This window comes from Psychrobacter sp. (genome assembly GCF_036731945.1).
Lineage (GTDB): Bacteria > Pseudomonadota > Gammaproteobacteria > Pseudomonadales > Moraxellaceae > Psychrobacter.
This window is the reverse complement of record NZ_DAINDI010000004.1, coordinates 11507-36789: the sequence shown is the minus strand read 5'-3', so window position 1 is coordinate 36789 and position 25283 is coordinate 11507. Positions and strand designations below refer to the sequence as shown.

General features: G+C 44.9%; 21 protein-coding genes and 1 riboswitch. Of the genes, 11 read left to right on the top strand and 10 right to left on the bottom strand.

The genetic code is table 11. The annotated features are described in order from the left end of the window. Positions 1 to 209 precede the first annotated feature (209 nt). Both V7D75_RS01515 and V7D75_RS01510 read right to left on the bottom strand, forming a co-directional pair. Complete coding sequence (locus tag V7D75_RS01515; protein ID WP_333613124.1) at positions 210 to 467, bottom strand: YheV family putative zinc ribbon protein; 258 nt, start codon at positions 465 to 467, stop codon at positions 210 to 212. Then, positions 468 to 2657: a M3 family metallopeptidase gene (locus V7D75_RS01510; protein WP_333613123.1), complete on the bottom strand. Its 2190-nt coding sequence runs from the start codon at positions 2655 to 2657 to the stop codon at positions 468 to 470. A 463-nt stretch (positions 2658 to 3120) separates the two neighbouring features. Here V7D75_RS01510 and V7D75_RS01505 point away from each other — a divergent pair, with 463 nt between their 5' ends. The 3 genes from V7D75_RS01505 to V7D75_RS01495 all read left to right on the top strand — a co-directional run bounded on the left by V7D75_RS01505 (position 3121) and on the right by V7D75_RS01495 (position 6270). Beyond that, the gene (locus tag V7D75_RS01505) at positions 3121 to 4233 is read left to right on the top strand and encodes an AOC03_06830 family ribosome hibernation factor (protein ID WP_333613122.1); all 1113 of its coding nucleotides are present in this window, start codon (positions 3121 to 3123) and stop codon (positions 4231 to 4233) included. A 202-nt stretch (positions 4234 to 4435) separates the two neighbouring features. Continuing rightward, positions 4436 to 5194 (top strand): endonuclease/exonuclease/phosphatase family protein, encoded by a 759-nt coding sequence (locus V7D75_RS01500; protein WP_289047923.1) that lies wholly within the window; start codon positions 4436 to 4438, stop codon positions 5192 to 5194. Positions 5195 to 5274: 80 nt separating this feature from the next. Beyond that, entirely contained in the window at positions 5275 to 6270 is a 996-nt protein-coding gene (locus V7D75_RS01495) for an NADP-dependent oxidoreductase (RefSeq protein WP_333613121.1), read from the top strand. Between the two features lie 31 nt (positions 6271 to 6301). Here the strand turns inward: V7D75_RS01495 and V7D75_RS01490 are convergent, their stop codons facing one another. The 3 genes from V7D75_RS01490 to V7D75_RS01480 all read right to left on the bottom strand — a co-directional run bounded on the left by V7D75_RS01490 (position 6302) and on the right by V7D75_RS01480 (position 9876). Beyond that, complete coding sequence (locus V7D75_RS01490) at positions 6302 to 6919, bottom strand: alpha-ketoglutarate-dependent dioxygenase AlkB family protein (RefSeq protein WP_333613120.1); 618 nt, start codon at positions 6917 to 6919, stop codon at positions 6302 to 6304. 40 nt (positions 6920 to 6959) lie between these two features. Beyond that, positions 6960 to 7862, bottom strand: coding sequence for an alpha/beta fold hydrolase (locus V7D75_RS01485; RefSeq protein ID WP_333613119.1), 903 nt, complete (start codon positions 7860 to 7862; stop codon positions 6960 to 6962). A gap of 64 nt (positions 7863 to 7926) precedes the next feature. Next, complete coding sequence (locus V7D75_RS01480) at positions 7927 to 9876, bottom strand: ABC transporter ATP-binding protein (RefSeq protein WP_333613118.1); 1950 nt, start codon at positions 9874 to 9876, stop codon at positions 7927 to 7929. Positions 9877 to 10204: 328 nt separating this feature from the next. Here V7D75_RS01480 and V7D75_RS01475 point away from each other — a divergent pair, with 328 nt between their 5' ends. Together V7D75_RS01475 and V7D75_RS01470 are read left to right on the top strand one after the other, a co-directional pair. After that, positions 10205 to 11053 (top strand): EamA/RhaT family transporter, encoded by an 849-nt coding sequence (locus V7D75_RS01475; protein WP_333613117.1) that lies wholly within the window; start codon positions 10205 to 10207, stop codon positions 11051 to 11053. A 160-nt stretch (positions 11054 to 11213) separates the two neighbouring features. Further along, positions 11214 to 12104, top strand: a complete 891-nt coding sequence (locus tag V7D75_RS01470) for a fructose bisphosphate aldolase (protein ID WP_333613116.1) — start codon at positions 11214 to 11216, stop codon at positions 12102 to 12104. An 86-nt stretch (positions 12105 to 12190) separates the two neighbouring features. Here V7D75_RS01470 and thiC read toward each other — a convergent pair whose 3' ends face one another. From thiC to argH, 3 genes are all read right to left on the bottom strand, one after another. Further along, on the bottom strand, positions 12191 to 14164 hold the full coding sequence (thiC, locus tag V7D75_RS01465) for a phosphomethylpyrimidine synthase ThiC (RefSeq protein ID WP_333613115.1): 1974 nt from the start codon (positions 14162 to 14164) through the stop codon (positions 12191 to 12193). 263 nt (positions 14165 to 14427) lie between these two features. Beyond that, a riboswitch (TPP riboswitch) is annotated at positions 14428 to 14552 on the bottom strand. 169 nt (positions 14553 to 14721) lie between these two features. Continuing rightward, entirely contained in the window at positions 14722 to 15012 is a 291-nt protein-coding gene (locus tag V7D75_RS01460; RefSeq protein WP_068407860.1) for an oxidative damage protection protein, read from the bottom strand. A gap of 221 nt (positions 15013 to 15233) precedes the next feature. Then, a complete protein-coding gene (gene argH / locus V7D75_RS01455) occupies positions 15234 to 16607 on the bottom strand; it encodes an argininosuccinate lyase (protein WP_333613156.1) in 1374 nt (457 codons plus the stop codon). A gap of 218 nt (positions 16608 to 16825) precedes the next feature. Between argH and V7D75_RS01450 the strand changes: the two genes are divergently transcribed. The 6 genes from V7D75_RS01450 to V7D75_RS01425 all read left to right on the top strand — a co-directional run bounded on the left by V7D75_RS01450 (position 16826) and on the right by V7D75_RS01425 (position 22845). Beyond that, positions 16826 to 17872, top strand: coding sequence for a sensor histidine kinase (locus tag V7D75_RS01450; RefSeq protein ID WP_333613114.1), 1047 nt, complete (start codon positions 16826 to 16828; stop codon positions 17870 to 17872). Between the two features lie 270 nt (positions 17873 to 18142). Beyond that, on the top strand, positions 18143 to 18880 hold the full coding sequence (locus V7D75_RS01445; RefSeq protein WP_333613113.1) for a LytR/AlgR family response regulator transcription factor: 738 nt from the start codon (positions 18143 to 18145) through the stop codon (positions 18878 to 18880). Positions 18881 to 19165: 285 nt separating this feature from the next. Then, positions 19166 to 20203 (top strand): hydroxymethylbilane synthase, encoded by a 1038-nt coding sequence (gene hemC / locus V7D75_RS01440; protein ID WP_333613112.1) that lies wholly within the window; start codon positions 19166 to 19168, stop codon positions 20201 to 20203. Between the two features lie 79 nt (positions 20204 to 20282). Beyond that, on the top strand, positions 20283 to 21293 hold the full coding sequence (locus tag V7D75_RS01435) for a uroporphyrinogen-III synthase (RefSeq protein WP_333613111.1): 1011 nt from the start codon (positions 20283 to 20285) through the stop codon (positions 21291 to 21293). A 71-nt stretch (positions 21294 to 21364) separates the two neighbouring features. Continuing rightward, positions 21365 to 22309, top strand: coding sequence for a hypothetical protein (locus V7D75_RS01430; protein ID WP_333613110.1), 945 nt, complete (start codon positions 21365 to 21367; stop codon positions 22307 to 22309). Positions 22310 to 22353: 44 nt separating this feature from the next. Further along, positions 22354 to 22845 carry an acyl-CoA thioesterase gene (locus V7D75_RS01425; protein WP_333613109.1) on the top strand — a complete coding sequence of 164 codons (492 nt, stop codon included), beginning with the start codon at positions 22354 to 22356 and terminating at the stop codon, positions 22843 to 22845. A 165-nt stretch (positions 22846 to 23010) separates the two neighbouring features. Here V7D75_RS01425 and ribBA read toward each other — a convergent pair whose 3' ends face one another. Both ribBA and V7D75_RS01415 read right to left on the bottom strand, forming a co-directional pair. Then, positions 23011 to 24123 (bottom strand): bifunctional 3,4-dihydroxy-2-butanone-4-phosphate synthase/GTP cyclohydrolase II, encoded by a 1113-nt coding sequence (ribBA, locus tag V7D75_RS01420; RefSeq protein ID WP_068407844.1) that lies wholly within the window; start codon positions 24121 to 24123, stop codon positions 23011 to 23013. A gap of 295 nt (positions 24124 to 24418) precedes the next feature. Then, positions 24419 to 25283: replication-associated recombination protein A (locus V7D75_RS01415; protein ID WP_333613108.1), on the bottom strand; the 865-nt coding region annotated here is incomplete at its 5' end.

Sequence of the window (25283 nt, the reverse complement as noted above, 5' to 3'; positions counted from 1 at the left end):
TAATAATTGGCCACCATTTATTGCGTCGTTTCACTGGTTGTTTCTTTAATGGTTTAACGGATAAAGGCGGTGTTTGTTTTTTATTCATACAATGGTCGATTTATGTCAAAAATATAAGTAGGCATACTATAGCAAACTCAAAATAAAAAGCCTATCTATTGGTAGATAGGCTAGGTGTTATTAGGACTTGACGATACAGATTTTATTGCTTATGGCTTGAATTTGACTGTACCACTGGTACCTGTCGACATGGCATCACGAACAATCTGATCTTCTAAATGGTTTTTAGCACTGATAGTGTCGGGATCGGGGCGGTGCTCTGTATGCCCGCATTTAGTACATTCGATGTATTCGTCGGGTTCGGGTGTGACGATATTTACTTGCATCACTGCATCCATCGCCTGACATTTAGGACAGCGAACGCCCGCTAAAAACCGGCGCTTTGGCGTCGATGATTGATAGCGCATTTAGATGACCTCGCGCGTCGTTTGAACGTTAATTTTAGCAGTGGCAGCATCATCATCTTTAGCAATGTCATTTTTAGCATTGTCAAAACCACTATGCCGTAGTAAAGCATCGATACTGGCGCTGCGACCGCGGAAGTTTTCAAAGTTGGTCTTAGCAGGGAAACTACCACCGACCGATAAAATAGTCTCGCGGAAGGCTTTGCCGGTAGTTGGGTTAAAGATACCTTCTTCTTCAAACTTACTAAATGCATCGGCAGACAATAACTCCGCCCATTTATACGAGTAATAACCGGCGGCATAACCCCCAGCAAAGATATGACTAAAACCATTAGCAAAACGGTTGTAATCTGGCGTCTGCATAATCGCAATATCATCGCGCACGGCGTTTAGCGTCGCCAAGATACCCTCATAATTAAGGGCTGGCGTCTGCGCATGAATCAACAAATCAAAAAGCGCAAACTCGATTTGACGTAAGGTTTGCATGCCGCTTTGGAAGTTTTTGACCGCCAACAGAGCGGCAAGTTTGTCTTTTGGCAAGGGTTCGCCGCTTTCAACATGGCTACTTATTAAAGCAATCCCTTCGGCATCCCACGCCCAGTTTTCCATAAACTGGCTAGGTAGCTCGACTGCATCCCACTCAACGCCATTCACACCAGCGACATCACTAACGGTGACTTGGGTGAGTAAATGGTGCAAACCGTGGCCAAATTCGTGGAACAAGGTCAGTACTTCATCGTGAGTCAATAGGCTTGGTTTACCATCGAGGGCAGGGGTGAAGTTGCCGACCATAAAGCAGACCGGTAACTGCTGATGGTCTTGCTCCGCATAGGTATAACGTGATTGAAAACCGCTCATCCAGGCGCCGCCGCGTTTACCGCTACGGGCAAATAAATCAAAGTAAAAGCCACCAAGCAAGTGATCATCGGCGTCAAATAATTGATAAAAACGCACGTCATCGTGCCAGCGCGACACAGACTCACTGTGCTCTTGTACTTTGATACCGTATAGGCGCTCAACGATCGTAAATAAGCCGCTAATCACTTTCGGTAGTGGGAAATAAGGACGTATCTCCTCTTGCGATAAACTAAATTTGCTCTGTTTTACTTTTTCGGCAATATAAGCGCTGTCCCATGGCTGTAGGTCAGTAATACCATAAGCCTGCGCATACTTTTGTAGCTGAGCTAAGTCTTGCTTAGCGGCTGGGGTTGCTTGCGTGGCTAAATCGCGTAAAAAGGTTTCAACTTCTACGACGCTATCTGCCATTTTGGTCGACAGTGACACTTCAGCATAATTATCAAAACCTAATAACTTGGCCTTTTGTGCGCGCAATTGCAAAATTTGGCTCATGATATCGGCGTTATTGAGCGCTTCACCTTTGGCATTGGTATGCGCATCAAACTCAGAGGCGCGGGTCACATAAGCATGGTACAGCGTCTCGCGTAGATTGCGATCATCAGCATGGGTCATGACGGCAAGATAAACGGGAATATTTAAGCTTGCCACATAATAAGGCGTCGGCAACGCATCGACATCGGCTTGGGTCAGTGCGCCGCTAGCCATTTCGCGCGCTTTATATTGTTCGCCTGCGTCCGCTAATAGCGCCAAACCACTCTCAGTTAACCCTGCTAATTGGCCTTGCTCAAGCGGTAAGGCATACGCCTGAGTAGCATCCAAGATATGGTCTGAGAACGTTGCCGATAAGGTTGATAGCTCACTTTGGATTGCAGCAAACTTTTCCTGTTCAGCTTTTGGCAGTGCCACACCTGATAGCTCAAAGCTACGCAACGCAAGCTCGATGGCACGTGCTCGTGCTGGCTCTAGGGCGGCAAAAAACGCGGTATCATTGACGATAGTTTGATAGCGACTAAATAATGGCTGATGCTGACCAACACGTGTGCCATAAGCGGAAAGTCTCGGCAACAATTCATGATGCACATGACGAATATCATCGCCGCTCATCACGCTATTAAGATGCGACAAAATCCCCCAACTACGATCCAACGCCAGGTTTATATGGTCAAAGCTCATGACCTCTGCCAACGCCTGCTCAGCGCTAAGCTTGCTAGCTGCCGACATCTCATCTAAAAAACGGTTGGCAGCATCGATAGCACTGATGACCTGGCTTTGTAAGGTATCAGGTGTGGTACTGGAAAAATCAACAAGGTGTAAATCTGGAGCAATAGAGTTCATAAAGAAAGGTATCCAATGTCTGTTAGTCAAGGTCTGTTAGTAATGAATAAATTATTATGATTTAGATAAAGTGCTATGAACGTTATTTAAAACGTAGTTTAAGACGTAATTTAAAGTAAAGGTTATCTAAAAGATGGGTATGATGCGATTGAAATACAAGCTAGCGTTATAGTTGGTTTTAGAGTGTTCATTTTATAAGTGGGATTTTTAGAAATGTCCAATTGGATAATAACCCGGCGCCAATTATCGATATGACTGATAGTTAGCTAAGTTTCACTTACAAAGCGTCATCATTTACTTGCAAATTAACCCTACAGGGAGTGAGGGTAAGTTGTTAGCATCTTAGTAATACAAGGACTTAATATAATAAATTAAATACAAGGCAGTTATTAAAAATAATTTTCAAATTCTATGACGAACTTTGCGATACCAACCAATGATAATAAAATAAGGAGCAGTATTTATGAAAGCAACTCTTAAAAGTCTACGTGAGACCAAAGCCAATCCAGCGGTCAGTATTTTTGTCAAAACCCACCGTGAGCATCCTGACAATCAAAAAGATCCTATCGCCCTAAAAAACCAATTAAAAGTCGTCGAAGAGCGCCTAAACAACGAGTACGACAAAAGTACCGCCACCTCTATTTTAGAAAATATCCAGAATAAAACCAGTGACCTGAATCACAACTATAACTTAGATACCTTAGCCATATTTGCTAGCACTGATGATGCTCAAATCGTCCGTATGCCTATTGATACCAAAGAGCGCGTGATCATCTCTGATAGATTTGCAACACGTGATTTGGTGCGTGATATGGCCAGTGCCGTGCATTATTATACGGTGGTACTGACGCGTGATAAGGCGCGCTTGATTGAAGCGTCTAACGACCGTGTGGTCAAAGAGTTTGACCAAGATACTGACGCACAAAACAATATGGAAAATATTCCGTTTCCTGTAGAAAATAATGGTTTATATACAACGGGTGATGCCGGCTCTGATCGCTCAGCAAACAATGAGAGTAGCTATCTAAAAGAATTTTTTAACCAAGTAGATAAGAGCGTCCAAGAGCTATGGGGCGAGCATAAAATGCCTTTAGTCATCGTTGGCGATGCCAAAAATATCGGTTATTATAAAGATGTTTGTGATCGTCCAGATAATATTATTGCTACTGTTTCAAATGCTACCAATTTAGAAGAAGGTAGCGCGCAGCATATCATTGATAGCGTACAAGAGGCGGTCGAAAATTATCGCTCGTCATTACATCAAGCAGCTATGGGTGAAATTGACAAAGCGCGCGGTGCCAATATGCTGCAAACGGATTTACAGGAAGTGTACCGCAGCGCCTTCCAAGGTGTTGGCGAGACTTTATATGTCCGTCGCGGTTACATGCAACCGGCTATGATCGATGAAGCGGCGCAGACTCTAAGCATGGCTGATGATGCGACTGCTCAAGGCGTTACTGATGATGCGGTTGGTGAAATCATTGAACACGTCATCCATAATGGTGGCAAAGCCGTATTCATGCCGCAGGAGCTGATGGGTGAAGATCAGCCAATTGCTCTAGTAACACGCTACTAAGTGATGGCTGCTATTCGTTAATGAGTTAGCCATCGTTACGACTTAGGTATAATATGGGAGCATTGGTTCGATATGAATCAATGCTCTTTTTTATAATAACTTAGGTTTACGTTTATCTAATGACTGGTGTCATTTGATAATTTTTTAATAAAACGCTGTTCACCCTTACGCTATCCATACTGAGTTTATAACTGATAAATTTATGACTAATACCACCTCTTTTGTTTTAACCAGCTACAACATTCATAAAGGCATGTCGCCGATGAATCGCCAAGTCAAGATACAGGGTATCGCCCAAGCGCTTGATATCATTGGATCAGATATCCTTTGCCTGCAAGAAGTGCAGGGGCAAAACCTTAAACGTAATATGCAATACAACGAATACCCTGACCAATCGCAGCACGAATGGTTTGGTGAATATCTGCAACTGCAAAACAGCTATGGCAAAAACTCAGAGTATGAAAACGGTCATCATGGCAATGCGGTACTCAGCCGCTTTCCGCTAGACCCAAAACATAACGTCAATATTACGGTGAATAAACTTGAGCAGCGCGGTGTCTTGCACTGTGAAGTGCAGCCGCTAGGGTGGGAGATGCCAGTGGTGGTGTTATGCGCCCATTTAAACCTCTTTGAGCGCGACCGTATCAAGCAGTACGAAGCCATCTCCAATTATGTGCGTAATGAGATTGCTGCCGATCAGCCGCTGATTTTGGCAGGTGATTTTAACGACTGGAAAAAAATGTCTTGTGACAGGCTCGCTTCAAGCTTAGGGATGACCGAAGCTTTTAAGCATTGTCATGGCAAATTGCTGCCGACTTTTCCAGCAAAACTGCCTGTGCTCAGTCTAGACCGCATCTATGTGCGCAATCTAAGGGTAAAAGACGCGTGGGTACATACGGGTAAGCCGTGGTCAACGCTATCAGATCATCTGCCGTTAAGTGCAGAGTTAGCATTGTTATGAATTGCTGTTATCAGTTAATGGATAACAAGTAAGAAACTAACCGAAAAAGAGAAATTAGAATAATACAAGGATGAAAAATCATGTCTGATAAACACCTACCAACGACGCAGCACGCCGTACAGATACGCGAGTTTGGCGAACCTGAAGTCATGACATATCAAGACGGCGTGGCTATGCCTGCATTAAAGGACAACCAAGTATTAATACAAGTTGCTTATGCTGGTATCAATCCCGTCGATTATAAAACCCGTCAAGGTAAAGGCTGGGGCGCCGATGCCATTCAAAAAGATAACTTTGATAAAGATGAGCCCGCTATTTTAGGCTTTGATGTTGCAGGGACGGTGGTCAAAAGTAATAGCGATAAATTTACCATTGGAGATGACGTCGCGGCCCTTAGTTTTGATGGCAGCTGCTACGCTGAATACGTGGCTGTTGACGTAGATTTACTGGCAAAAGTACCACAGGCAGTGACATTAGAGCAAGCAGGAGCATTGCCTTGTATCGGGCAAACGGCGCTACAGTTTGTCGAGTTTGCCGACATTAAAGACGGTGAACACGTGGTAATAAACGCGCCAGCGGGCGGCGTTGGACATTTAGCGATTCAGTTTTTACTGAAAAAGGTAGCGTCGGATAATATCAAAGTCACGATTATTTGCTCACCAGAAAAATACGCCAAACTTGACGATTTGATAGATAAAAGTAAGTTGGCAGGTTGGATAGATTATACTAAAGACCAAGATTTTCCTGATTTACAAGCCGATGTGCTGATGGATTTGGTCGGTGACGATGCCGGCGTGCGCGCTTTGAGCACACTCAAATCTGGTGGTCGCGTTAAAGTGCTACCGACCATTTGGGTTGATAAACTAAAAGATGCTGGTAGTAATAAAAACTTGAGCGTCGACGGCTACGCGGTAAAGCCAAATGGCGTAGATATGGTAAAGGTTTTACAAGATGTTGCTGACGGCAAGCTAATTTTACAAATTCAGCAAACCTATCCATTGTCTGAAGTAGTTACTGCGCACCGCGAGCTAGAAAAAGGCGATACCTTTGGCAAGATTGTGCTCAAAGCAAGCTAAGGCAGAGTTGCTTAAATTAAGCCAAACCCGCCTAATCTAATATCATTTGTCTAAAGGTTAAGCTAATACGTCCCTCTGAAACTGTTTTTGTCTTAGTGACAGTATGCTTCCAATATTTTTGCGTATCCCCATGCATGACGATAAGCTGACCGGACTCAAGATAAAGCTCGACTTTATCTTGAGTTTTTTTATGCTTTAAAACAAACTTGCGCGTCGCACCGAGTGACAAAGAGGCGATAATCGGCTGCTCGCCAAGCTCTTTCTCATCATCGGCGTGATACCCCATACCATCGTCGCCGGATGGATAATAATTCAGCAAGCAAGAATTAAAATCGACGTCGATCCCGACTTTCAACAACTGGTGCTCAACGTGACGTTTCACATGAAACACCGAGTCTGTCCATGCAATGGCTTGCCGCCTGTGCCCAGAATATTGATAACTGGCAGCACTGTCGCCCATCCATACTATTTGGCGCGTTGTGACGTGGGTCTTACCAAATAAAGTGACAATATCAGATTGCCAAGGTAGCGTCGTCAACAAGGCATAATATAGGGCGCTTGGGTAATCAATCACGATTCCTAAATCATTTACCTTGCCATCATAAGGCAATAAATTATCGGTTGGCGCAGGGGCAAAAAGGTCGCTCATTACTCATATCCCGTATATCCTACATTCCATATCGCTCGGCTTATTTATTGCTTTCATAATGTTCATTAATAATTTGCGCGCACAATTCAGGTGCTTCCATTGGCAAAAGATGACCGTAATCTGGCAAAGAGATAATGCTATCTGCGGGAACAAATCCTTGCCATTGTTTGCGTACTTTATTATTGATAAATAAAGTCGGTTTGCCAGTGATTAAGGTATAAGGACAGCTGAGTTTTTTTAATGCTGCATCGATATGAGGCGCACCAAAATAGTTGGCAAGCTCTTGCTCGGGGGCAAACATCAAGCTATAGCTGCCATTATTATTGGCTATCAAACTTTGCTCAGCAAATACTTTTAAGTGCTCATCACTGATACGTTTATAAGCCCGTTGCGCGCGCAAATGCTCATAATAATCATCGATACTTGCCCATGTAATTTGCTTGGTTAGGGTGCTTTTAAAAGGTTCACGGCTTAGCAGCATTTTACGTGGTAGTAAGTTATAAAGTGTCGCTTGTTTTTTAGTAAAGGTGACGGGCTCGATAAGATATAACTGCGAGAATAAATCGGGGCGTTTCGCTGCTGCTATGGCGGTCGCTGTTGCGCCTTGCGAATGCCCGATCCCCACGATAGGGGCGTCTTGAGTTTTTTCCAAAAACTCAATCAATAAATCGGCATCTTGCTCGCGGGTCAGACGCGGCGCTTGCGGTTTATCATACCAATAGCCACGTAGCGCTAATGCCGATAAATCAAACTCTGTTGCGAGCTCATTTAACAACGGTGCGTAAGTACCAACGGTAAAGCTGTTACCGCCATAAAAATGGGCAGGCGGGCGTTTATGGTGGTTTGGTTTGTCTGCTTGATTTGCAGCTTGGTTCAATTGTTCTAAGTCATAATAGCGCGCTTGCTTGCCATCGATATCAATACGCTTGGTAAAAGTTTCCATAAAAATCACACTTCCTTGTGGCGGTTTATTAACCGTTATCTTACATTTTATTGTTAACTTTCAATTAGCTGTCTTCGCCTAAGAAGCCGCCACTTTGACGCTGCCATAAGCGCGCATAAACGCCATTTAATGCCAGTAGTTCATCATGACTGCCTTGCTCGATGATACGGCCTTTATCCATGACCACCAATCTATCTAGCGCGGCAATGGTCGATAATCGATGCGCAATCGCAATCACGGTTTTGCCGGTCATGATATCGTTTAGGCTTTCAGTAATGGCAAATTCAATCTCAGAATCAAGCGCACTGGTCGCCTCGTCCAGTAACAAAATCGGCGCATTTTTTAGCATCACGCGTGAGATAGCGATGCGCTGACGTTGACCGCCAGAGAGCTTAACGCCGCGCTCGCCGACTTGGGTATCAAGACCGGTATTGCCTTTATCATCGTATAAATCTTTGATAAAGTCCCACGCTTGCGCTTGCTTAGCAGCTGTAATGATTTCCTCATCGGTTGCGTCAGGACGACCGTAAGCGATATTTTCGCGCACAGTACGGTGCAATAATGAGGTATCTTGGGTGACCATACCGATTTGCTGACGCAGCGACTCTTGGGTAACATCATCAATCGCTTGCCCATCGATATAGATTTTCCCTTTATCAACATCAAAGAAGCGCAGGAGTAGATTAACCAAGGTTGATTTACCAGCGCCTGAACGCCCAACCAGACCGATTTTCTCGCCCGGTTTGATATCTAAGTAAAAGTTATCTAATAGCTTGGCGTATGAAGTTCCCGCTGCAGAATCCGCAGCAGGAATAGCAGCATCTTCATTCATGTTATCTAGAGGCTGGCCTGATTTATGCTTGTTTAAACCTGTGGCATCGTCTTCGCCTTCATAACTAAAATCGACATGGTCGAAAACGATACGACCATCGCTGACTTTAAGGATAGCGGCGTTTGGCTTATCAACGATGGTTTGCGGCGCAGATAAGGTGCGCATCCCGTCTTGTACTGTCCCGATACTCTCAAACAGGCTAGCAGTTTGCCACATAATCCAGCGCGTCAGGCCATTTAATCGCAGCGCCATCGCCGTGGCAGCGGCAATTGCGCCAACACCAACAGCGCTTTGTTGCCATAAATAAATTCCGATACCGGCCGTACTACTGACCAAAATCACACTGATTAAGTGGGTTGATATCTCAAGGTAGCTGACCCAGCGCATTTGCGCATGGACTGTACCCAAAAACTGTCCCATGGCATTTTTGGCATAATCGAGCTCGCGGCGCGAGTGGCTAAACAGTTTGACCGTCATGATATTGGCATAAGCATCAGTGATGCGGCCCGTCATTAACGCGCGGGCATCGGCCTGTACAATCGCCGTTTGTTTAAGTTTGGGAATAAAATACCACATCGCCAGCCACACCAAGACAAACCACACAATAAATGGAATCAATAATAAGCTGTCTAAATTAAATAAAATAATGCCAGAAGTAATAAAATAAACGGCGACGTACATAAACATGTCGGTGACCGTCATCACGGTATCGCGTACGGCCAACGCCGTTTGCATCACTTTAGCAGAGACGCGACCAGAGAATTCGTCTTGATAAAACTGCATCGATTGCCCAAGCATACGCTGATGAAAACGCCAGCGCATCTGCATCGGGAAGACGCCTTGCAAGGTTTGAAAATGGATAAATGACGATAGGGCAATCCAAAGCGGACTTAAAATCATCACGGCCAGTATCAAAAGCAGCATATCGCCTTTTTCTGCCCACAGATTTTGCGGCGTATAAACGCCAAGCCAATCGACGATATTGCCAATCCACGCAAATAGCATCGCTTCGTAGATACCGATACCAGCAGACAAAATCATAAATAGCAATAGCCAACCGCGTAGCCCTTTGGTACATGCCCACATAAATTTGAGCATACCATCACGCGGCGAGGGCAGCGGCATAGGCGTCTCAGGAAAGGCGGGCAGACGAGTTTCAAAAAAGCGAAATAGAGCATTCATAGGCAGTCAGGGAGCATTCATAGCCGTACGCCAAGATAAACGCCGTCAAGCGCTATCGTGAATCGTTACTTTTGTTATTAGGATTGCTGGTTATTTTAACAAAATTCGTCCTTATGCCTGCATGCTAATTGTAAGCTGGCAGGTAGAGCGCACAATAATTAGATTGCTGTAGATGAAATATTTTGTTACATTCCATCATTTCTTTTGGTTTGTTGCTTTCCTCTATCTATACCCTTTTAATAATCGAAAAATCAGCTAATGAATGAGTATTTGCTTACTCATACAAATAATAAACGCGCAAAGTTGCGACTTAACAAGGATAAAGTTGATGATGTATTTAACGATAGCGGTGCTCTGTAGCGTCGCTGTTTCCGTACTTTTAAAAATATTACGCCAAAAAAATATCGATATTCGCCAAACCATCGTGGCGGGATATCCCGTGGCATTTTTATTAACTTGGCTGTTATTAAAACCAGATGTCAGTAGTATCGGCGCACTTGGCAAAGCATGGGGCATCATTATTGCGCTTGGGGTGTTATTACCGGCGGTATTTATTATTCTTGGGCGGGCGATTGAATCGGTCGGCATGGTCGCCACCGATGCCGCTCAACGTTTATCACTGATCATTCCTATCGTTGCTGCTTTTTTATTATTTGGCGAAGTATTAACGGGTACGCGCATATTTGGTCTGTTGTTAGGGTTTTTGGCGCTCGGTGCTTTGGTTTATCGTCCGCAGCACGGGCTTATAAATAGCCAAGCAAAGCAGACGCCGCTCTGGCTATTCGGCGTTTGGCTCGGTTACGGCGTGATTGATATTTTGTTTAAACAAGTTGCCAAGCAAGGCGCGGCGTTTCCTTTAACCTTGCTTGTGACCTTTGGGCTGGCAGGTTTGCTGCTGCTCGTTTACCTGCTTAGCATGCGCGTGCGCTGGCAGGGCAATGCCCTTAGCGCAGGATTATTACTCGGCGCGCTCAATATGGGCAATATCTATGCTTATGTGCGCGCTCATCAAGTATTGTCTGAGTCGCCAAGTATCGTCTTTACAGGCATGAACGTCGGCGTGATTGCGGTGGCAACTTTAATTGGAGTAGGCGTATTTAAAGAGCGCCTTAATCGTATCAATATGGTCGGTTTATTATTGGCGATTGGCTGTGTGGCGGTATTGTTTTTGCTTTAATCTTGTCACTGTGAAATAGACAAAATTTTAACTTATCAGTAATAGGCAGGTGGCATGTCCTATGATAAGGTAACTGACAGTCAGGCTCACACGGTTGAGGGCTGATTGACTTATTATAATAACGTTTGACCCTTATTAATTAGGATAGGATACCCATTCAATGGAATACGAAAAACAACTACAGCGTATAAAAAATGGCTCAGGATTTATCGCCGCGCTTGATCAAAGTGGTGGCAGCACACCAAAGGCATTAGAGAACTATGGCGTCAGCGGCGATGCTTATGACAATGACGAGGCGATGTTTGATTTGGTGCATGAGATGCGCGCGCGTATCATGACTTGTGATGCCTTTGATAATGAGCGTGTGCTCGGCGCGATTTTATTTGAAGATACCATGGAGCGCGAGGTTAATGGCAAACCGACCGCCAATTACCTATGGGAAGATAAAAATATCGTACCGTTTTTAAAGGTAGATAAGGGTTTGGCTGAACACATGAACGGCGTACAGGTGATGCGTCCGATGCCCAATCTAGACTTGTTGCTGGATAAGGCAAAAAATTATCCGGTATTTGGCACCAAGATGCGCTCAGTCATTTATGAGCCAAGTGTCGATGGTATCGAGCTTGTCGTCCAGCAGCAGTTTGATGTCGCAAAACAAATTCTCTCTAAAGGTTTTATGCCAATCGTTGAGCCAGAAGTGGATATCAACAGTAGCAAAAAGCATGACTGCGAGATCATCCTTAAAACCAGTATTTTGCACAATCTTGAGTTTTTAGACGACGATCATCAAGTGATGCTAAAATTGACTTTGCCTGAAGAAGACGGATTTTATCAAGAGCTGATTGATCATCCAAAAGTGCTAAAAGTAGTGGCACTATCAGGCGGTTATAGTCGTCATGACGCCTGTGAAAAGCTTAAACAAAACCCCGGTATGATTGCGAGCTTCTCGCGTGCTTTTACCGAAGGCTTAAGTAAGCAACAAAGTGACGCAGAGTTTGCTGATACGATTAATACTTCTATTAAAGAGATTTACGAAGCGTCAAAGATTTAATCTACTATAAAGATAAAACTGTTTGCAATAAAAGGCGCTACTTATAAGTAGCGCTTTTTTGTGAATTAAGGATTAACGTTAATTACTTAAACCTCTTTATACAGTTGACGTCCTTCATTGTTATATTTTTCGGTCATCTTTGCCATACCTTGCGCAATCTCAATTGCACTCATGACGTCTGCGCTTAGATTTTCTTTTGCATCTAAACCTTTAGCATACTCACGTACGTTTTGAGTGATTTTCATCGAGCAAAACTTCGGTCCGCACATCGAGCAAAAGTGCGCAGACTTGTGGGCGTCTTTTGGCAGTGTTTCGTCATGATATTCACGCGCCGTATCAGGGTCGAGCGCCAGATTAAACTGATCATCCCAGCGGAACTCAAAACGCGCTTTGGACAAGGCATTGTCACGTGCTTGTGCGCCCGGATGGCCTTTGGCAAGGTCGGCAGCATGAGCGGCGATTTTATAAGTGATGATGCCGTCCTTGACGTCCTTTTTATTGGGCAAACCCAAGTGCTCTTTTGGCGTCACATAACAGAGCATCGCCGTGCCAAACCAACCAATCATCGCTGCGCCAATAGCACTAGTAATATGGTCATAACCGGGTGCGATGTCAGTCGTTAATGGCCCTAACGTATAAAAAGGCGCATCCGCACACAGCTCAAGCTGCAAGTCCATATTTTCTTTAATGCGGTTCATGGCTACGTGTCCAGGACCTTCAATCATCACTTGTACATCATGCTTCCAAGCGACTTTGGTCAACTCACCAAGGGTACGCAGCTCACCAAATTGTGCTTCGTCATTGGCATCTTGCAAACAGCCGGGACGCAAACCATCGCCTAAGCTAAATGCCACATCGTATTGCTTCATAATTTCGCAGATATCTTCAAAATGCGTATATAAAAAGCTCTCTTTATGATGGGCAAGGCACCACTGCGCCATGATAGATCCGCCACGCGAGACGATGCCCGTCAAGCGATTGGCAGTTAGCGGTACATAACGTAGCAGTACACCGGCATGAATGGTAAAGTAATCAACGCCTTGTTCCGCTTGCTCAATAAGCGTATCGCGGAATATCTCCCACGTTAAATCTTCGGCAACGCCATCCACTTTCTCTAAGGCTTGATAAATCGGCACGGTACCGATGGGCACTGGTGAGTTGCGAATCAACCATTCACGGGTCTCATGGATATGGTTACCGGTCGATAAATCCATAATAGTATCGGCGCCCCAGCGCGTTGCCCAGGTCATTTTTGACACTTCTTCATCGATAGATGAGCCGAGCGCTGAATTGCCGATATTGGCGTTAATTTTCACTAAAAAATTACGCCCGATAATCATTGGCTCAGATTCAGGGTGATTAATATTATTGGGGATAATGGCGCGTCCAGCGGCAACTTCATCACGGACAAACTCAGGGGTGATGATTTTTGGCGTGTTGGCACCGAAGTTTTCGCCGTCATGTTGGCGCATATCGGTCAGTTCGTGCTGCTTTTGCGTTTCACGAATGGCGATATATTCCATTTCAGGCGTAATAATGCCGCGACGCGCGTAATGCATTTGCGTGACGTTCTTTCCTGCTAAAGCGCGACGCGGTTTGTCGATATGCGCAAATCTTAAATTAGCGGTACTGATATCACGGGCGCGTGCTTGTCCGTATGAGCTTGATAAGCCGCTTAATTGCTCGGTATCACCGCGCTCAGCTATCCAACCTTCACGCAATTTGGGCAAACCACGGGTCAAATCGATCTCGACATTGGGATCGGTATAAACGCCTGAGGTATCATAAACATAAAATGGTGGGTTTTGTTCCCATTCGGACTCGCTTATCCCTTGTATCGGAGTAGGGTCAAGGGTGATTTCGCGCATCGGTACTTGAATATCGGGTCGTGAGCCCTCGATATAGACTTTTTTAGAAGCGGGTAAGATGCGGTGTAAGTCGCGGGCGTCTTCTTCAAAGCGAGCATCATTGGCGGTACGATGGGCAGGCGTTTTTAGGGCGTCGGTTTTTTTTACAGAGGCGTTTTGTTGGGTCTTTGGAGGTAGGGTTGAGGTTGTCATATGCTGTCCTAGCGTGTTGGTTTTTTGAATAAAAGCAACACCGCCAGTAGCTGCGGGGCAAGACGATGCAAGATAGACAAATTCAATCATCAAAAACGTGCACTATTCTTAAATTCAACTTTCATTGAAAATGAATCTAATGCGGTTGTTAAATGATTGGTAGGCGCCGCTTTTTATTGCTTGCCTCATGGCCGTGTAAAAACGCTAGCACATGAAGTATCAGCAATAATAAAAAGGCATTTCTGCGCGCCCTTTGTATATAGAGTATCGTCTTAAGACTTCCCTGCGTCGGTACTAACCGCATCAGGTTCGGCGGGTGATCTCTCAGCGAATGTATGAAATAGCTTATAAACTAAGCTTGTCATACACCGCACCCCGAGTCTGTCAGTGTTGTAAATCAGTCTCATACTAACAAACTATAGGGATGATGCCTAGTCATTTGCCGTTTGTTAGTAGAGAGGCAATTTTAATGTCATTAATGTAATCACTGTCTTTTAATCAGTGACAGTTTTTCAATTAATGACATTCTTTTTAATTAATAAAAATTATCATGCATATTATTTTTCTGGCGTCCAACCTTGAGCGCGCTCATAGTCTTCGTTGTCCAAAAACTTCTCGCGTTGCTCAGTTAAAAACTTCTTGGCTTCAGGATCCATCATGCTGAGATGGTTTTCGTTAATCAGCATGGTTTGCTGCTCAAGCCATTCTTTCCAAGCTTTGTCAGAGACGGTTTCTTGTAGCTCTTGACCTTTTTTATTAGGAAATGGCGGATGCGGCATTTTTGGCAATTCTTGCTTATATTTGCGGCAAAATACGGTATTGGCTTGTGGATTAAAAGTCTCAGTCATCAGGCAATCCTCATTAATTAGGGGTATTAACTTATCGTGTCGAATATTGGTAATCTATCATAACGCGCTTGCACGATTTAGCAAAGCGTATCAGGTGTAGAGAAGGTAACATCAAATCTATCTAATGCTGGCAAAAAAACACCCGCGCAATGGCAGGTGTTAGACAAAAGCGCTGGTTTTAAAGCACAGTTTTATTGCTGGCTTCAGCTTGAAAAAAGCTTTTAAGGAAACGCTTTTAGGCGCGCACGTCCATTAACCACCGCCTGTTTGACTTGATTTGGCGCGGTACCGCCTAAATGGTCACGAGCGGCCAATGAGCCTTCTAGCGTTAGGTAGTCAAAAACATCATCGCCAATAGCAGCGCTAAACTGCTGCAACTGCACCAATGACAAATCGCTCAAATCAACACCCTCGCGAATACCCAAAGCAACGGCATTGCCGACCACTTCATGGGCATCACGGAAAGCAACGCCGCGGCGAACCAAGTAGTCTGCCAAATCAGTCGCCGTCGCATAGCCTTTCATGGTGGCGGCGCGCATGTTTTTCTTATTCGGAGTAATATTCGGTAGCATATCGGCAAAGGCGAGTAGCGAACCTGTCAAAGTATCGACGCAATCAAATAGCGGCTCTTTATCTTCTTGGTTGTCTTTATTATAGGCAAGCGGCTGACTTTTCATCAGACTTAATAATGTCATCAATTGACCAAAAACCCGTGCTGCTTTACCGCGAACCAACTCTGGTACGTCAGGGTTTTTCTTTTGCGGCATGATAGAGGAGCCAGTACAAAAGCGATCTGGTATTTGCACAAAGTTAAATTGCGCTGACATCCATAAAATAATCTCTTCGCTCATACGCGACATATGCATCATCAAAATAGAAGCTGCCGAGGTAAACTCAATGGCAAAGTCACGGTCTGAGACAGCGTCTAAAGAGTTTTGGCAAATACCGTCAAAACCTAGCAATTTGGCTGTGATGGTGCGATCAATCGGAAAGGTTGTGCCAGCAAGGGCAGCGCTACCAAGCGGCATCTGATTGATACGGCGGCGTGCATCTACCAGACGCTCGGTATCGCGATATAACATCTCAAACCATGCCATCACGTGATGACCGAAGCTGACTGGCTGCGCGGTTTGCAGATGGGTAAAGCCTGGCATGATGGTATCGGTATGCTGCTCCGCTAAATCTAATAAACCACTTTGCAAACGTATTAGTAGCGCGATGATATTGTCGGTTTCTTCACGCAACCATAGACGAATATCGGTCGCAACCTGATCGTTACGACTACGTCCAGTATGTAGCTTCTTACCAACCGCACCGACGATATCCGTCAAGCGCGATTCGACGTTCATGTGTACGTCTTCAAGCGCAACCGACCAGTTAAACTCACCGGCTTCAATCTCGCGCAGCACTTGCTGTAAACCATCGATAATGGTTGCAACCTCATCAGCACTTAAAATGCCGCATTCTTTCAGCATGGTTGCATGGGCGATTGAGCCTTGGATATCGTGACGAGCAAAGCGTTGGTCAAAGCCGACGGATGCGGTAAAGGCGGCAACGAAGCTATCAGTCGCTTCACTAAAGCGCCCGCCCCACATCTGCTGACCTTGACCACTTGTAGCACTTTGCGGCGCAGGAGTGTTGGTTATAGAAGCATCTATGCTAGAATCAGGAGTAGATGAATTTTTATTTGAATTAGGATTAATACTATTTGAAGAGTTGGCGTTCATATCAGTTCAAGACAAGTCAAGAGAATAAGAACTCAAGTATAGCAAATGATGAGGTTGCCTTACTAGCGGAGCGCTTAGAGTTTTTTATGCCCAAGCTCATGGAGATGATGAAGCCTTGGCAATGGCTGCTGGCAATCTTTTTTTGGTCGCTATTTGTGGCAATCGTCGATCGTCATAGCGTGGTTAATGAGATGCAGTTTATCATCAAGTTTATGGCGAGGTTTATCCAAACCAGCTTGGCCTTGATACCATCTTTTTATCTCATCGATTATCTACGTCCAGTTTTTAAAGGCTTACGCGTAACGACCGTCAGTATGTATGTTTTACTCATTTTGACTACTGCCACGGCGGTGACCGTCGCGTTGGCCTTGCTAATTATGATAAACGCTGGCTGGTTTAACTATAACTTGGCGGACTTTATCTCAATCATTGTGTTTAATACGGTGATAGCCGCCGGATTTACCGTTGCCACCTTGTTGTTTTTTTTACGCCGTTATCGTGAGCTAAATGCGCTAAAGCATTCATTCGAGCAAAAATTGAGCGCCCAAAATGATGTGTTAAAAGCTCGCCTAGCACCGCATTTCTTTTTTAATACCATCAATACTTTGATGTCGCTGATTGAGTCTGAGCCGCAGCGCGCCGCTGTTTTATTGCAGCACGTCTCAGCGCTATTTCGTGCCAGTTTTAATGGCGCGCGTGAGATCAGCTTTGAAGAAGAGATTGCCCTGTGTGAGCATTATTTGGCCATTGAATCCATCCGCTTGGCAGATAAATTGATAGTAAACTGGCAGTTGCCAAAAGAAGACGTCATGTATGACATGGTGATTACCGCTTTAACCTTACAAAGCGTGATTGAAAAAATGCTGGTGAACGTCATTAGGATGACCACCGAAACCATTTATATTGATATTAAAGTTAGTTGGTTGCAGCATCGGGTCGACATTACTATTAGCGTACAGCTGCCGAAAAAAGCCTTGTTGATTAACCATGACTTGCGCCAACATATGGATTTTATGATTCAAGCGCAACGTCTGCGCGCCTATTTTGGTCAAAGTGCCGACATTCAAAGCAGCATTATGAATAAACAAATTCTTACTAATATTAGCTATCCGCTGCAAGATGTCAGTTTATAATTCTTGTTCTTTAAAACAGTTGCTCTAGTTGCTATGCATGAGCCAATTATCGCCAAGCATTTATCGTGGCATATTTATTGCACCGTCTAAGCTGTTATGCAGGGCTAAAGCATTTAAACGGCAAAGTTAGATTCGTGGCTTGCACAAGTATGGCAGTTGGTTTATAACTTAAGTAGGGAGTTGCATTCTTACTAAGGGATGAGTGTTAAAGATTGATAGGTTATTAATACTTTAAAAGATTTATAAGTAGGCACTTATAAAGGAGTTTGAATGCGGATTGTTGTTTGTGATGATGAGCCCTTAGCTCGCGAGCGTTTGGTTAGAATAGTCAAAGAGTCAGGTCATGAGGTGGTTGCCCAAGCAAAAACGGGTATAGAGGCCATTATCGCCGTAAAATCTGAGCAACCAGACATTATATTGCTCGACATTCGCATGCCAGAGATGGATGGCGTCGAGTGCGCGCAAGAGCTTGCAACGTTAAACCATCCACCCGCCATTATCTTTGTCACGGCGTATGACCATTATGCCATCGCGGCTCTCAAAGCCAACGCCATCGGTTATCTGTTAAAACCTGCCAACAAAGATGAATTACTCGATGCGCTAAAAAAAGCCACCAATCTCAATGCCGCGCAATTAAACGAGATTCGCAAACTTGAGAATCCAACCGCGCGCCCAGTGCGCGAACATATCGTCGCGCGTACGCATCGCGGTGTGGAGCTGATTGAGCTCAAAGACATCTATTATTTTACTGCCGATCAAAAGTACGTCAAAGTACGCCACAAAGACGGCATTGTACTTATTGATGATACGTTAAAAGAGCTTGAGCAAGAATTTGAAGGCAAATTGTTTCGCGTCCATCGCAACGCCATTATTAATATTAAATATCTAGATTTTTTAGAAACACTCGATGCCGGACAGTTTCAGCTGCACTTTAAAGGTATTGATGAAACTTTAGCAGTCAGTCGCCGTCATCTACCAGCATTACGTGAAAAAATTCAAAATATGTAACGGCAAACTGTCTACAGGTAAACCATCCTAGAAAGCACTAAGCAGCAAGCGCAGTAATCTGTTGAAATAATCCTGCCATATCATCAAACCCTTATTTATGCTTAAATAGGGGTATTTTTTTGTAGCATTCAGTTTAAAGACATTTAACGTTTATATTGAATGCTACATTCGCATTATTGTAAAGATACTGAATCCTTCGTTGTTGAACGACCGTTGTTGAGCAATTTTCGTTAAGTAACTGTTATTCAGTAACGCGATTCTATATCGAATCTATTGAGGCCTTTTATGAGCACCATGCAGCAACCTGCTTTGACTACCTTAAATATTGCCACCCGCCAAAGTCCACTGGCATTATGGCAAGCGGAGCACATTCGTGACCGCCTACTGGCGCTGTATCCTGAGCTGACCATTAACCTGCTAAAAATTGTCACCAAAGGCGATAAGATTTTGGATACGCCGCTGGCTAAAATTGGTGGTAAGGGTTTGTTCGTTAAAGAGCTTGAGCAGGCGTTATATGATAAGCAGGCAGATATCGCGGTACATTCTTTAAAGGACGTGCCGATGGAGTTGCCAGAAGGCTTGACGCTTGGTGTTTATTGTAAACGCGCTTCGCCAACCGATGCCTTTGTATCGAATACTTATCATAATATCGATGAGTTGCCGCAAGGCGCGGTGGTTGGTACCGCAAGCTTACGTCGTCAATGTCAAATCAAAGCCTATCGTCCCGATTTACAAATCAAGACCCTGCGCGGCAACGTTGGTACGCGCTTAGGTAAGCTCGATGCCGGCGAGTATGACGCTATTATCTTAGCAACCAGTGGTTTACAGCGTATCGAGCATGATGCGCGCATTCGTAGTGAGTTGGTTATTGATGTTTGCTTGCCAGCCGTTGGGCAAGGGGCACTTGCGATTGAATGCCGCGAAGGTGATGACGAAGTGTTAAAACTGCTGGCACCGTTAAACGATAACAAAGCTCGTATCCGTCTTATCGCTGAGCGTGCATTAAACCGTCATTTACAAGGCGGTTGCCAAGTACCGATTGCCGCTTATGCTGTGTTACAAATGGCTGATGCAGACGACGATAGCAGTAGCAAAAACAATGGCCAAAACGGTAATAACGACAATGGTAATGTATTATGGCTACGCGGCCGCGTCGGTCAAGAAGACGGTAGCGAGCTACTCAAAGCTGATAAACGCCTGACCTTAACCGGCAGCCAAGCTGAGCAAGAAGCGCAAGCCAATCAGTTAGGTATTGAAGTCGCTGAGATGTTACTAGAGATTGGTGCGGGTGATATTTTATCAGCCATTTATCAATCTAAATAAAGCTTAAAAAAGAACTTTTAAGTTGCATAACAATAAAATGTCGCTGTCCAGTTACGCATAAAGTCGCTGCAATGACTGTATGCGTAAGCTTACTTTCCAAAACTTCTGTCACGGTATGTTTATGTCTTGGTCATCCTCTGAGTCTACTGCTTCAAACCAAACCATTAATAAGCAAGCATCGCTGCCACAAGGGGTCATCAATACGCGTCCAGTTGAGCGTGCGGCGCCGCTGACCAATCATTTGCAAGCGGCAGGATTTTCAGTGGTTGATATACCAATGTTGTCCTTAGAGGCGCGGCCAACGACCGAGCAAGACATGGCTTTGATGCGCCAATGGTTTGCCGGTGACTATCAGGCGCTGGTTATTGTAAGTCCGACAGCAGCAGCTTCTGGCTTAGCCGTTTGGCAGGCGCTTGAGCATGAGCGCCAAGCTCAATTGGCTGAGGTAAATAATAGCGTGCAAAAAGACGCTAGCCTTAAAGGTTCAACAGCACCAAGCCATCTGATAGCGGTAGGAGAGGCGACTGCAGCGGTATTAAATGACGCCAAACTCAATGCGACGAATTATCAAGTATTGCAGCCTCTGATTGCCAATAACGAGGGTATGTTAGCGATGCCGGAAATCGAAAGTTTAAAAGCAGGCGATAAGCTGTTGGTATGGCGCGGGCTTGGCGGGCGGCGTTTATTGGTCAATACCTTACAGGCGCGCGGTGTCCATATCGATAGTATTGCTTGGTATGAGCGCAAAATGCCCAATGATGCTATGGCGCAGTATAAAGAGTGGCAGTCCCAGTATCTTAGCCAACAGTCTGAGCAGCCAAAACCTATCGTGATTGTCAGTAGTGGCACGGCGTTTGAGCATTGGCAAGCGATTGTTACAGAGGTGGCAGCACAGGATTTAGGGCAAGAAGCAAATGCAGAAAAGCCAAACCATGCGCCGCTGCAACTCAACGATTTTGCTTATGTCGTACTAGGCGAGCGCTTAGTTAATATGGTTGCTGGTCAGGATTTAAGTTATTGGCGGGTAGAAGATTTGGCGCCCGAAACCATTGTTGCGGCAATCCATACACCGCTCGTCGATTGCAGTTAAAAAACACTTCCTTTTCTCAAGCCATTTATTTTATATTTGCTTAAAAAATTACTCACCAACGGTGCCGCCTTATGTCCATGAATTCTGACTCGTTAGCTAAGGAACCTTCTGCTATTCAGCAGCGCCGGCAAGCAAATATGTTTTTGGTGCGTTTGCAATGGCTGGTCATATTATTGCTTATTGCTGCTTTGCTGTGGTTTTTTATCAGTCAGCAGCGCTTTGAGCGCAGTATAAATGAGCGCTTGCAAAGTAATGAGCAAGTCGTCAGCCGCCTAAATGAGATGGACGATCGCATCTTTGCGATGAGTCAGCAGACGCTGCCAGAGCCGCGCGTCGCTGCTAGTAGCCAAGCCCAAAATCAGCTCGACTTATTGCGCATTCAGATACAGGCGGCCGATAGATTGTTGGCGGATAATAATGAGAGTGCGGCGATTGACTTGTTGCGCGGTCTGCATTGGCAACTGTCTCAAAGCAGTAATGAGATTGCCCCTGCGCTTACCGTGGTGATCAAGCAAAGTTTGATGAAAGACATTGAACGCTTGCAAGCAAGAAGCTCGCAGCCGAGTCCTTGGCAGTTACAAAACTTAGCCATTCAAAATATCCAAGAGTTTTTACACAGTTATCAGCGTCCTGCTCGTGTAACTGACGCGCCTAATACTAGCGCTAACGATGTCAGCGTAACCCGCAAAGAGCTTATCATTCATGAAGTGATTATGACTTTAAACCTTGCCAGTCAAGCAAGCAATATGCGTGAAAAAGATCAGCTGATTGGCTATCTGCGTCAAGCACGTAAACAGCTACAAACTCTAGTAGATACGTCTGCGTCAAAATCCGCTACCGATAATAAAAACGCTCAAACAACAAACAACGCCGTTTCTAAGCAAAATAGTAGTCAAACCAAATCTGCCCCTCATAATATCGCAGAAGTTGTTGACTGGTTAGATCGCCTGATTGCCACGGCGCCACAGCCAACGCCATTATTGACCACGCAAATTTTAGATAAGCCTAAGCGTTAATTGTCGTTTTTGAAATTCTATAAAAAAATAAGAGAAATGCAGTGATGAGTGCTTTTGAACAACACACAAACGTAAATAATAATGGCGTAGATGACAGCCGTCCTAGCGAGCTAGCGCATTATCCAATCATTCATCAGCAGCCGATCCATTGGGGCGAAATGGATGCCTTTAATCATCTAAATAACGTGGTCTATTATCGTTATGCGGAGTCAGCACGGATTGGCTATCTGCAAGCGCTCGGTATGTTTGATGGCAGTATGGTGACAGTATTGGCGCAATCAAGCTGTCAGTATTTACGCCCGGTGACCTATCCCGATACGTTATTATTAGGCGTGCGTTGTCAGCGCTTGGGCAATACCAGTATCGTGATGGAATATAGCTATTATAGCTGCGCTCAAGAAGCGATTGTCGCGACCGCTGATGCCGTTATCGTCCGTTTAGACAGTGATGGTAAGAATAAATTGCCGTGGAGCAATGAGGAGCGTGAGCGTTTATTGAAACTGGAGGCAAAATTTAATCATACGCCCAGACTTTAAATACCTTAGAAAATTTAAAAAAATCGGCTAATTTATTAAGCGGTTAATATTATTAGATGATAATGCTAAAAAAGTAGCTATCTACAAACCGTTAAAAATAAAAAGGCACGCTAAATGATATTAGCGTGCCTTTTTTATGTTGCTGTGCTTTTTAATTTCTAGGCTTTATTTTTGCTTAGGCGCATGAATAAAGTCTACTACATTTAAATCAAAACCTGACAGCGCATAAAACTTCATCGGTGACGACAGTAAGCGCATATCACGCACGCCCAAATGACGTAAAATCTGCGCGCCAACCCCGATGCTGCGATAAGGCTGCTGAGCGATGGTAGACATGGACTGATTTTCAGCCGCTTTATCCAGCGCCTCTCCCAAGTCAATCGGCTGATGATTGCCGATCCAAACCAACACGCCGCGCTCTGAATTGTTTATTTCTTCTAGGGCTGAGCGTACGCTCCAACCGCTACGACCAGTGGTGTCATTCTTCGCCGCAAACAAGTCACGTAAGGGATGAAAACCATGCACACGAACGGTACTGACGCCTTCGCTAACATCGCCTTTTACCAAAGCCAAATGAGTTTCGTCTGCGCCAAACTCGCGGAAACGATGCAAGGTAAAGGTACCGTATTCGGTCTCAAACGGATGGGACTCGACTTCTTCGACCGTTTGCTCATTGGCGATGCGATAGTTAATCAAATCAGCAATTGTCCCGATTTTAAGACCATGCTCTTTGGCAAATATCTCAAGGTCATCACGGCGCGCCATTGTGCCATCATCTTTAATGATCTCAACGATAACGGCTGCTGGCTCCAACCCAGCTAAACGCGCCAAATCACAACCTGCTTCGGTATGACCGGCACGGTGCAGGACGCCACCGTTTTGAGCCATAATCGGGAAAATATGCCCAGGCTGGACTATATCTTCTGGTTTTGCTGAAGAAGACACCGCTGCTTGAATGGTACGAGCGCGGTCAGCGGCAGAAATACCTGTGGTCACGCCTTCAGCCGCTTCAATAGAAACGGTGAAGTTGGTGCTAAATTTTGCCTCGTTACGGTCGGACATTAGCGGCAATGCCAGCTGTTGGCAACGTGCTTCTGACAAGGTTAAGCAAACCAAACCACGAGCGTGGGTAATCATAAAATTGATATCATCAGGGCGCACGTGGGTCGCGGCCATGATGATATCGCCTTCGTTTTCGCGATCTTCGTCATCCATCAAGATGACCATTTTACCAGCACGAATGTCTTCGATAATCTCAGGAATCGTATTTAAACTCATAGGAAGTCTCAATATTTTATTATGTATAGATGGGTTTGATGATAAGGTTAAATTATTATTTGTCTATTGTAGCAGCAGAGGGTGTCAAGCGCTGTGATAAAGCATGGCGTGGCTTAATAATAGAATAACCCTATAAATAACAGCAATAAAATGCTGTGCTCAATCGACTTGTATATATCATTATGAGGCCATTTTAACGCTTTTCACCCTACTGTGCTGCGTCATCTTACCAATATGTCCATTAATCGCTTAAAAATAGCGATAAGTATTATCAATGGAGCAAGCAAATATGCTGTTATTCATTACTGGCTGCTTGGGTTTTTAGCCAGTCCATAAACTGCTTGCTGTGCTGCTCGCGCTGATTGTCCGCAAATTCATAAAAACTGGTGCCGACTAAATTGTTCGGCAGATAGCTTTGCGGATAATAATGATTGGGATAATTGTGCGGATATACATAACCTTCACCATAACCCTGATTGCGCATCAATTTGGTCACGCCATTACGCAAATGCAGCGGCACAGGCGAGGCGTCTTTTTCTGCCAAGGCCATTGCCGCATTGATGGCTTTATAAGTGCTGTTACTCTTGGCGCTGGTCGCCAGATAAACCACCACTTGCCCCAAGATAATGCGCGCTTCTGGCATGCCGATAGACTGTACGCTACGCAATGCAGCATCGGCAAGGAGTAGGGCATTAGGATTGGCATTACCGATATCTTCACTGGCTAAAATAACCAAGCGCCGCGCGATAAAATCAGCAGGTTCGCCGCCAACCAGCATCCGCGCCATCCAATATAGCGCCGCATCAGGGTCTGAGCCGCGTACAGATTTTATCATGGCCGAGATGATATCGTAATGCTGCTCGCCATCTTTATCGTAGCGTACCAGCGCCGTTTGGGCGACACGGGCGACCAATTCATCATTGATAATTAATGGCGATTGCTTGCTATCCGCCGTTTGAATGGCAAGCTCTAATAGATTGAGCGCTTTTCTGGCATCACCGTGTGCCAATTGGCTAATCGTCTCTTGCGCTTGCAAATCAACTTTTAGGTTTTTAAGGATATTGTCTTCTAATAGCGCGCGCTGCAATACGGCGCTGATTTGCTCAGGTGTCAGCGGCTCTAGACGATAAACTTGGCAGCGCGATAGCAGAGCGTTATTC

Excerpts from the sequence above, each read along its gene's own strand:
- V7D75_RS01505 (WP_333613122.1), top strand. The coding sequence starts at position 3,121 with ATGAAAGCAACTCTTAAAAGTCTACGTGAGACCAAAGCCAATCCAGCG.
- hemC (WP_333613112.1), top strand. The coding sequence starts at position 19,166 with ATGAGCACCATGCAGCAACCTGCTTTGACTACCTTAAATATTGCCACC.
- V7D75_RS01430 (WP_333613110.1), top strand. The coding sequence starts at position 21,365 with ATGTCCATGAATTCTGACTCGTTAGCTAAGGAACCTTCTGCTATTCAG.
- V7D75_RS01495 (WP_333613121.1), top strand. The coding sequence starts at position 5,275 with ATGTCTGATAAACACCTACCAACGACGCAGCACGCCGTACAGATACGC.
- V7D75_RS01470 (WP_333613116.1), top strand. The coding sequence starts at position 11,214 with ATGGAATACGAAAAACAACTACAGCGTATAAAAAATGGCTCAGGATTT.
- V7D75_RS01425 (WP_333613109.1), top strand. The coding sequence starts at position 22,354 with ATGAGTGCTTTTGAACAACACACAAACGTAAATAATAATGGCGTAGAT.
- V7D75_RS01515 (WP_333613124.1), bottom strand. The coding sequence starts at position 467 with ATGCGCTATCAATCATCGACGCCAAAGCGCCGGTTTTTAGCGGGCGTT.
- V7D75_RS01510 (WP_333613123.1), bottom strand. The coding sequence starts at position 2,657 with ATGAACTCTATTGCTCCAGATTTACACCTTGTTGATTTTTCCAGTACC.
- V7D75_RS01500 (WP_289047923.1), top strand. The coding sequence starts at position 4,436 with ATGACTAATACCACCTCTTTTGTTTTAACCAGCTACAACATTCATAAA.
- thiC (WP_333613115.1), bottom strand. The coding sequence starts at position 14,164 with ATGACAACCTCAACCCTACCTCCAAAGACCCAACAAAACGCCTCTGTA.
- V7D75_RS01480 (WP_333613118.1), bottom strand. The coding sequence starts at position 9,876 with ATGAATGCTCTATTTCGCTTTTTTGAAACTCGTCTGCCCGCCTTTCCT.
- V7D75_RS01475 (WP_333613117.1), top strand. The coding sequence starts at position 10,205 with ATGATGTATTTAACGATAGCGGTGCTCTGTAGCGTCGCTGTTTCCGTA.
- argH (WP_333613156.1), bottom strand. The coding sequence starts at position 16,607 with ATGTGGGGCGGGCGCTTTAGTGAAGCGACTGATAGCTTCGTTGCCGCC.
- ribBA (WP_068407844.1), bottom strand. The coding sequence starts at position 24,123 with ATGAGTTTAAATACGATTCCTGAGATTATCGAAGACATTCGTGCTGGT.
- V7D75_RS01460 (WP_068407860.1), bottom strand. The coding sequence starts at position 15,012 with ATGACTGAGACTTTTAATCCACAAGCCAATACCGTATTTTGCCGCAAA.
- V7D75_RS01485 (WP_333613119.1), bottom strand. The coding sequence starts at position 7,862 with ATGGAAACTTTTACCAAGCGTATTGATATCGATGGCAAGCAAGCGCGC.
- V7D75_RS01435 (WP_333613111.1), top strand. The coding sequence starts at position 20,283 with ATGCGTAAGCTTACTTTCCAAAACTTCTGTCACGGTATGTTTATGTCT.
- V7D75_RS01445 (WP_333613113.1), top strand. The coding sequence starts at position 18,143 with ATGCGGATTGTTGTTTGTGATGATGAGCCCTTAGCTCGCGAGCGTTTG.
- V7D75_RS01490 (WP_333613120.1), bottom strand. The coding sequence starts at position 6,919 with ATGAGCGACCTTTTTGCCCCTGCGCCAACCGATAATTTATTGCCTTAT.
- V7D75_RS01450 (WP_333613114.1), top strand. The coding sequence starts at position 16,826 with ATGCCCAAGCTCATGGAGATGATGAAGCCTTGGCAATGGCTGCTGGCA.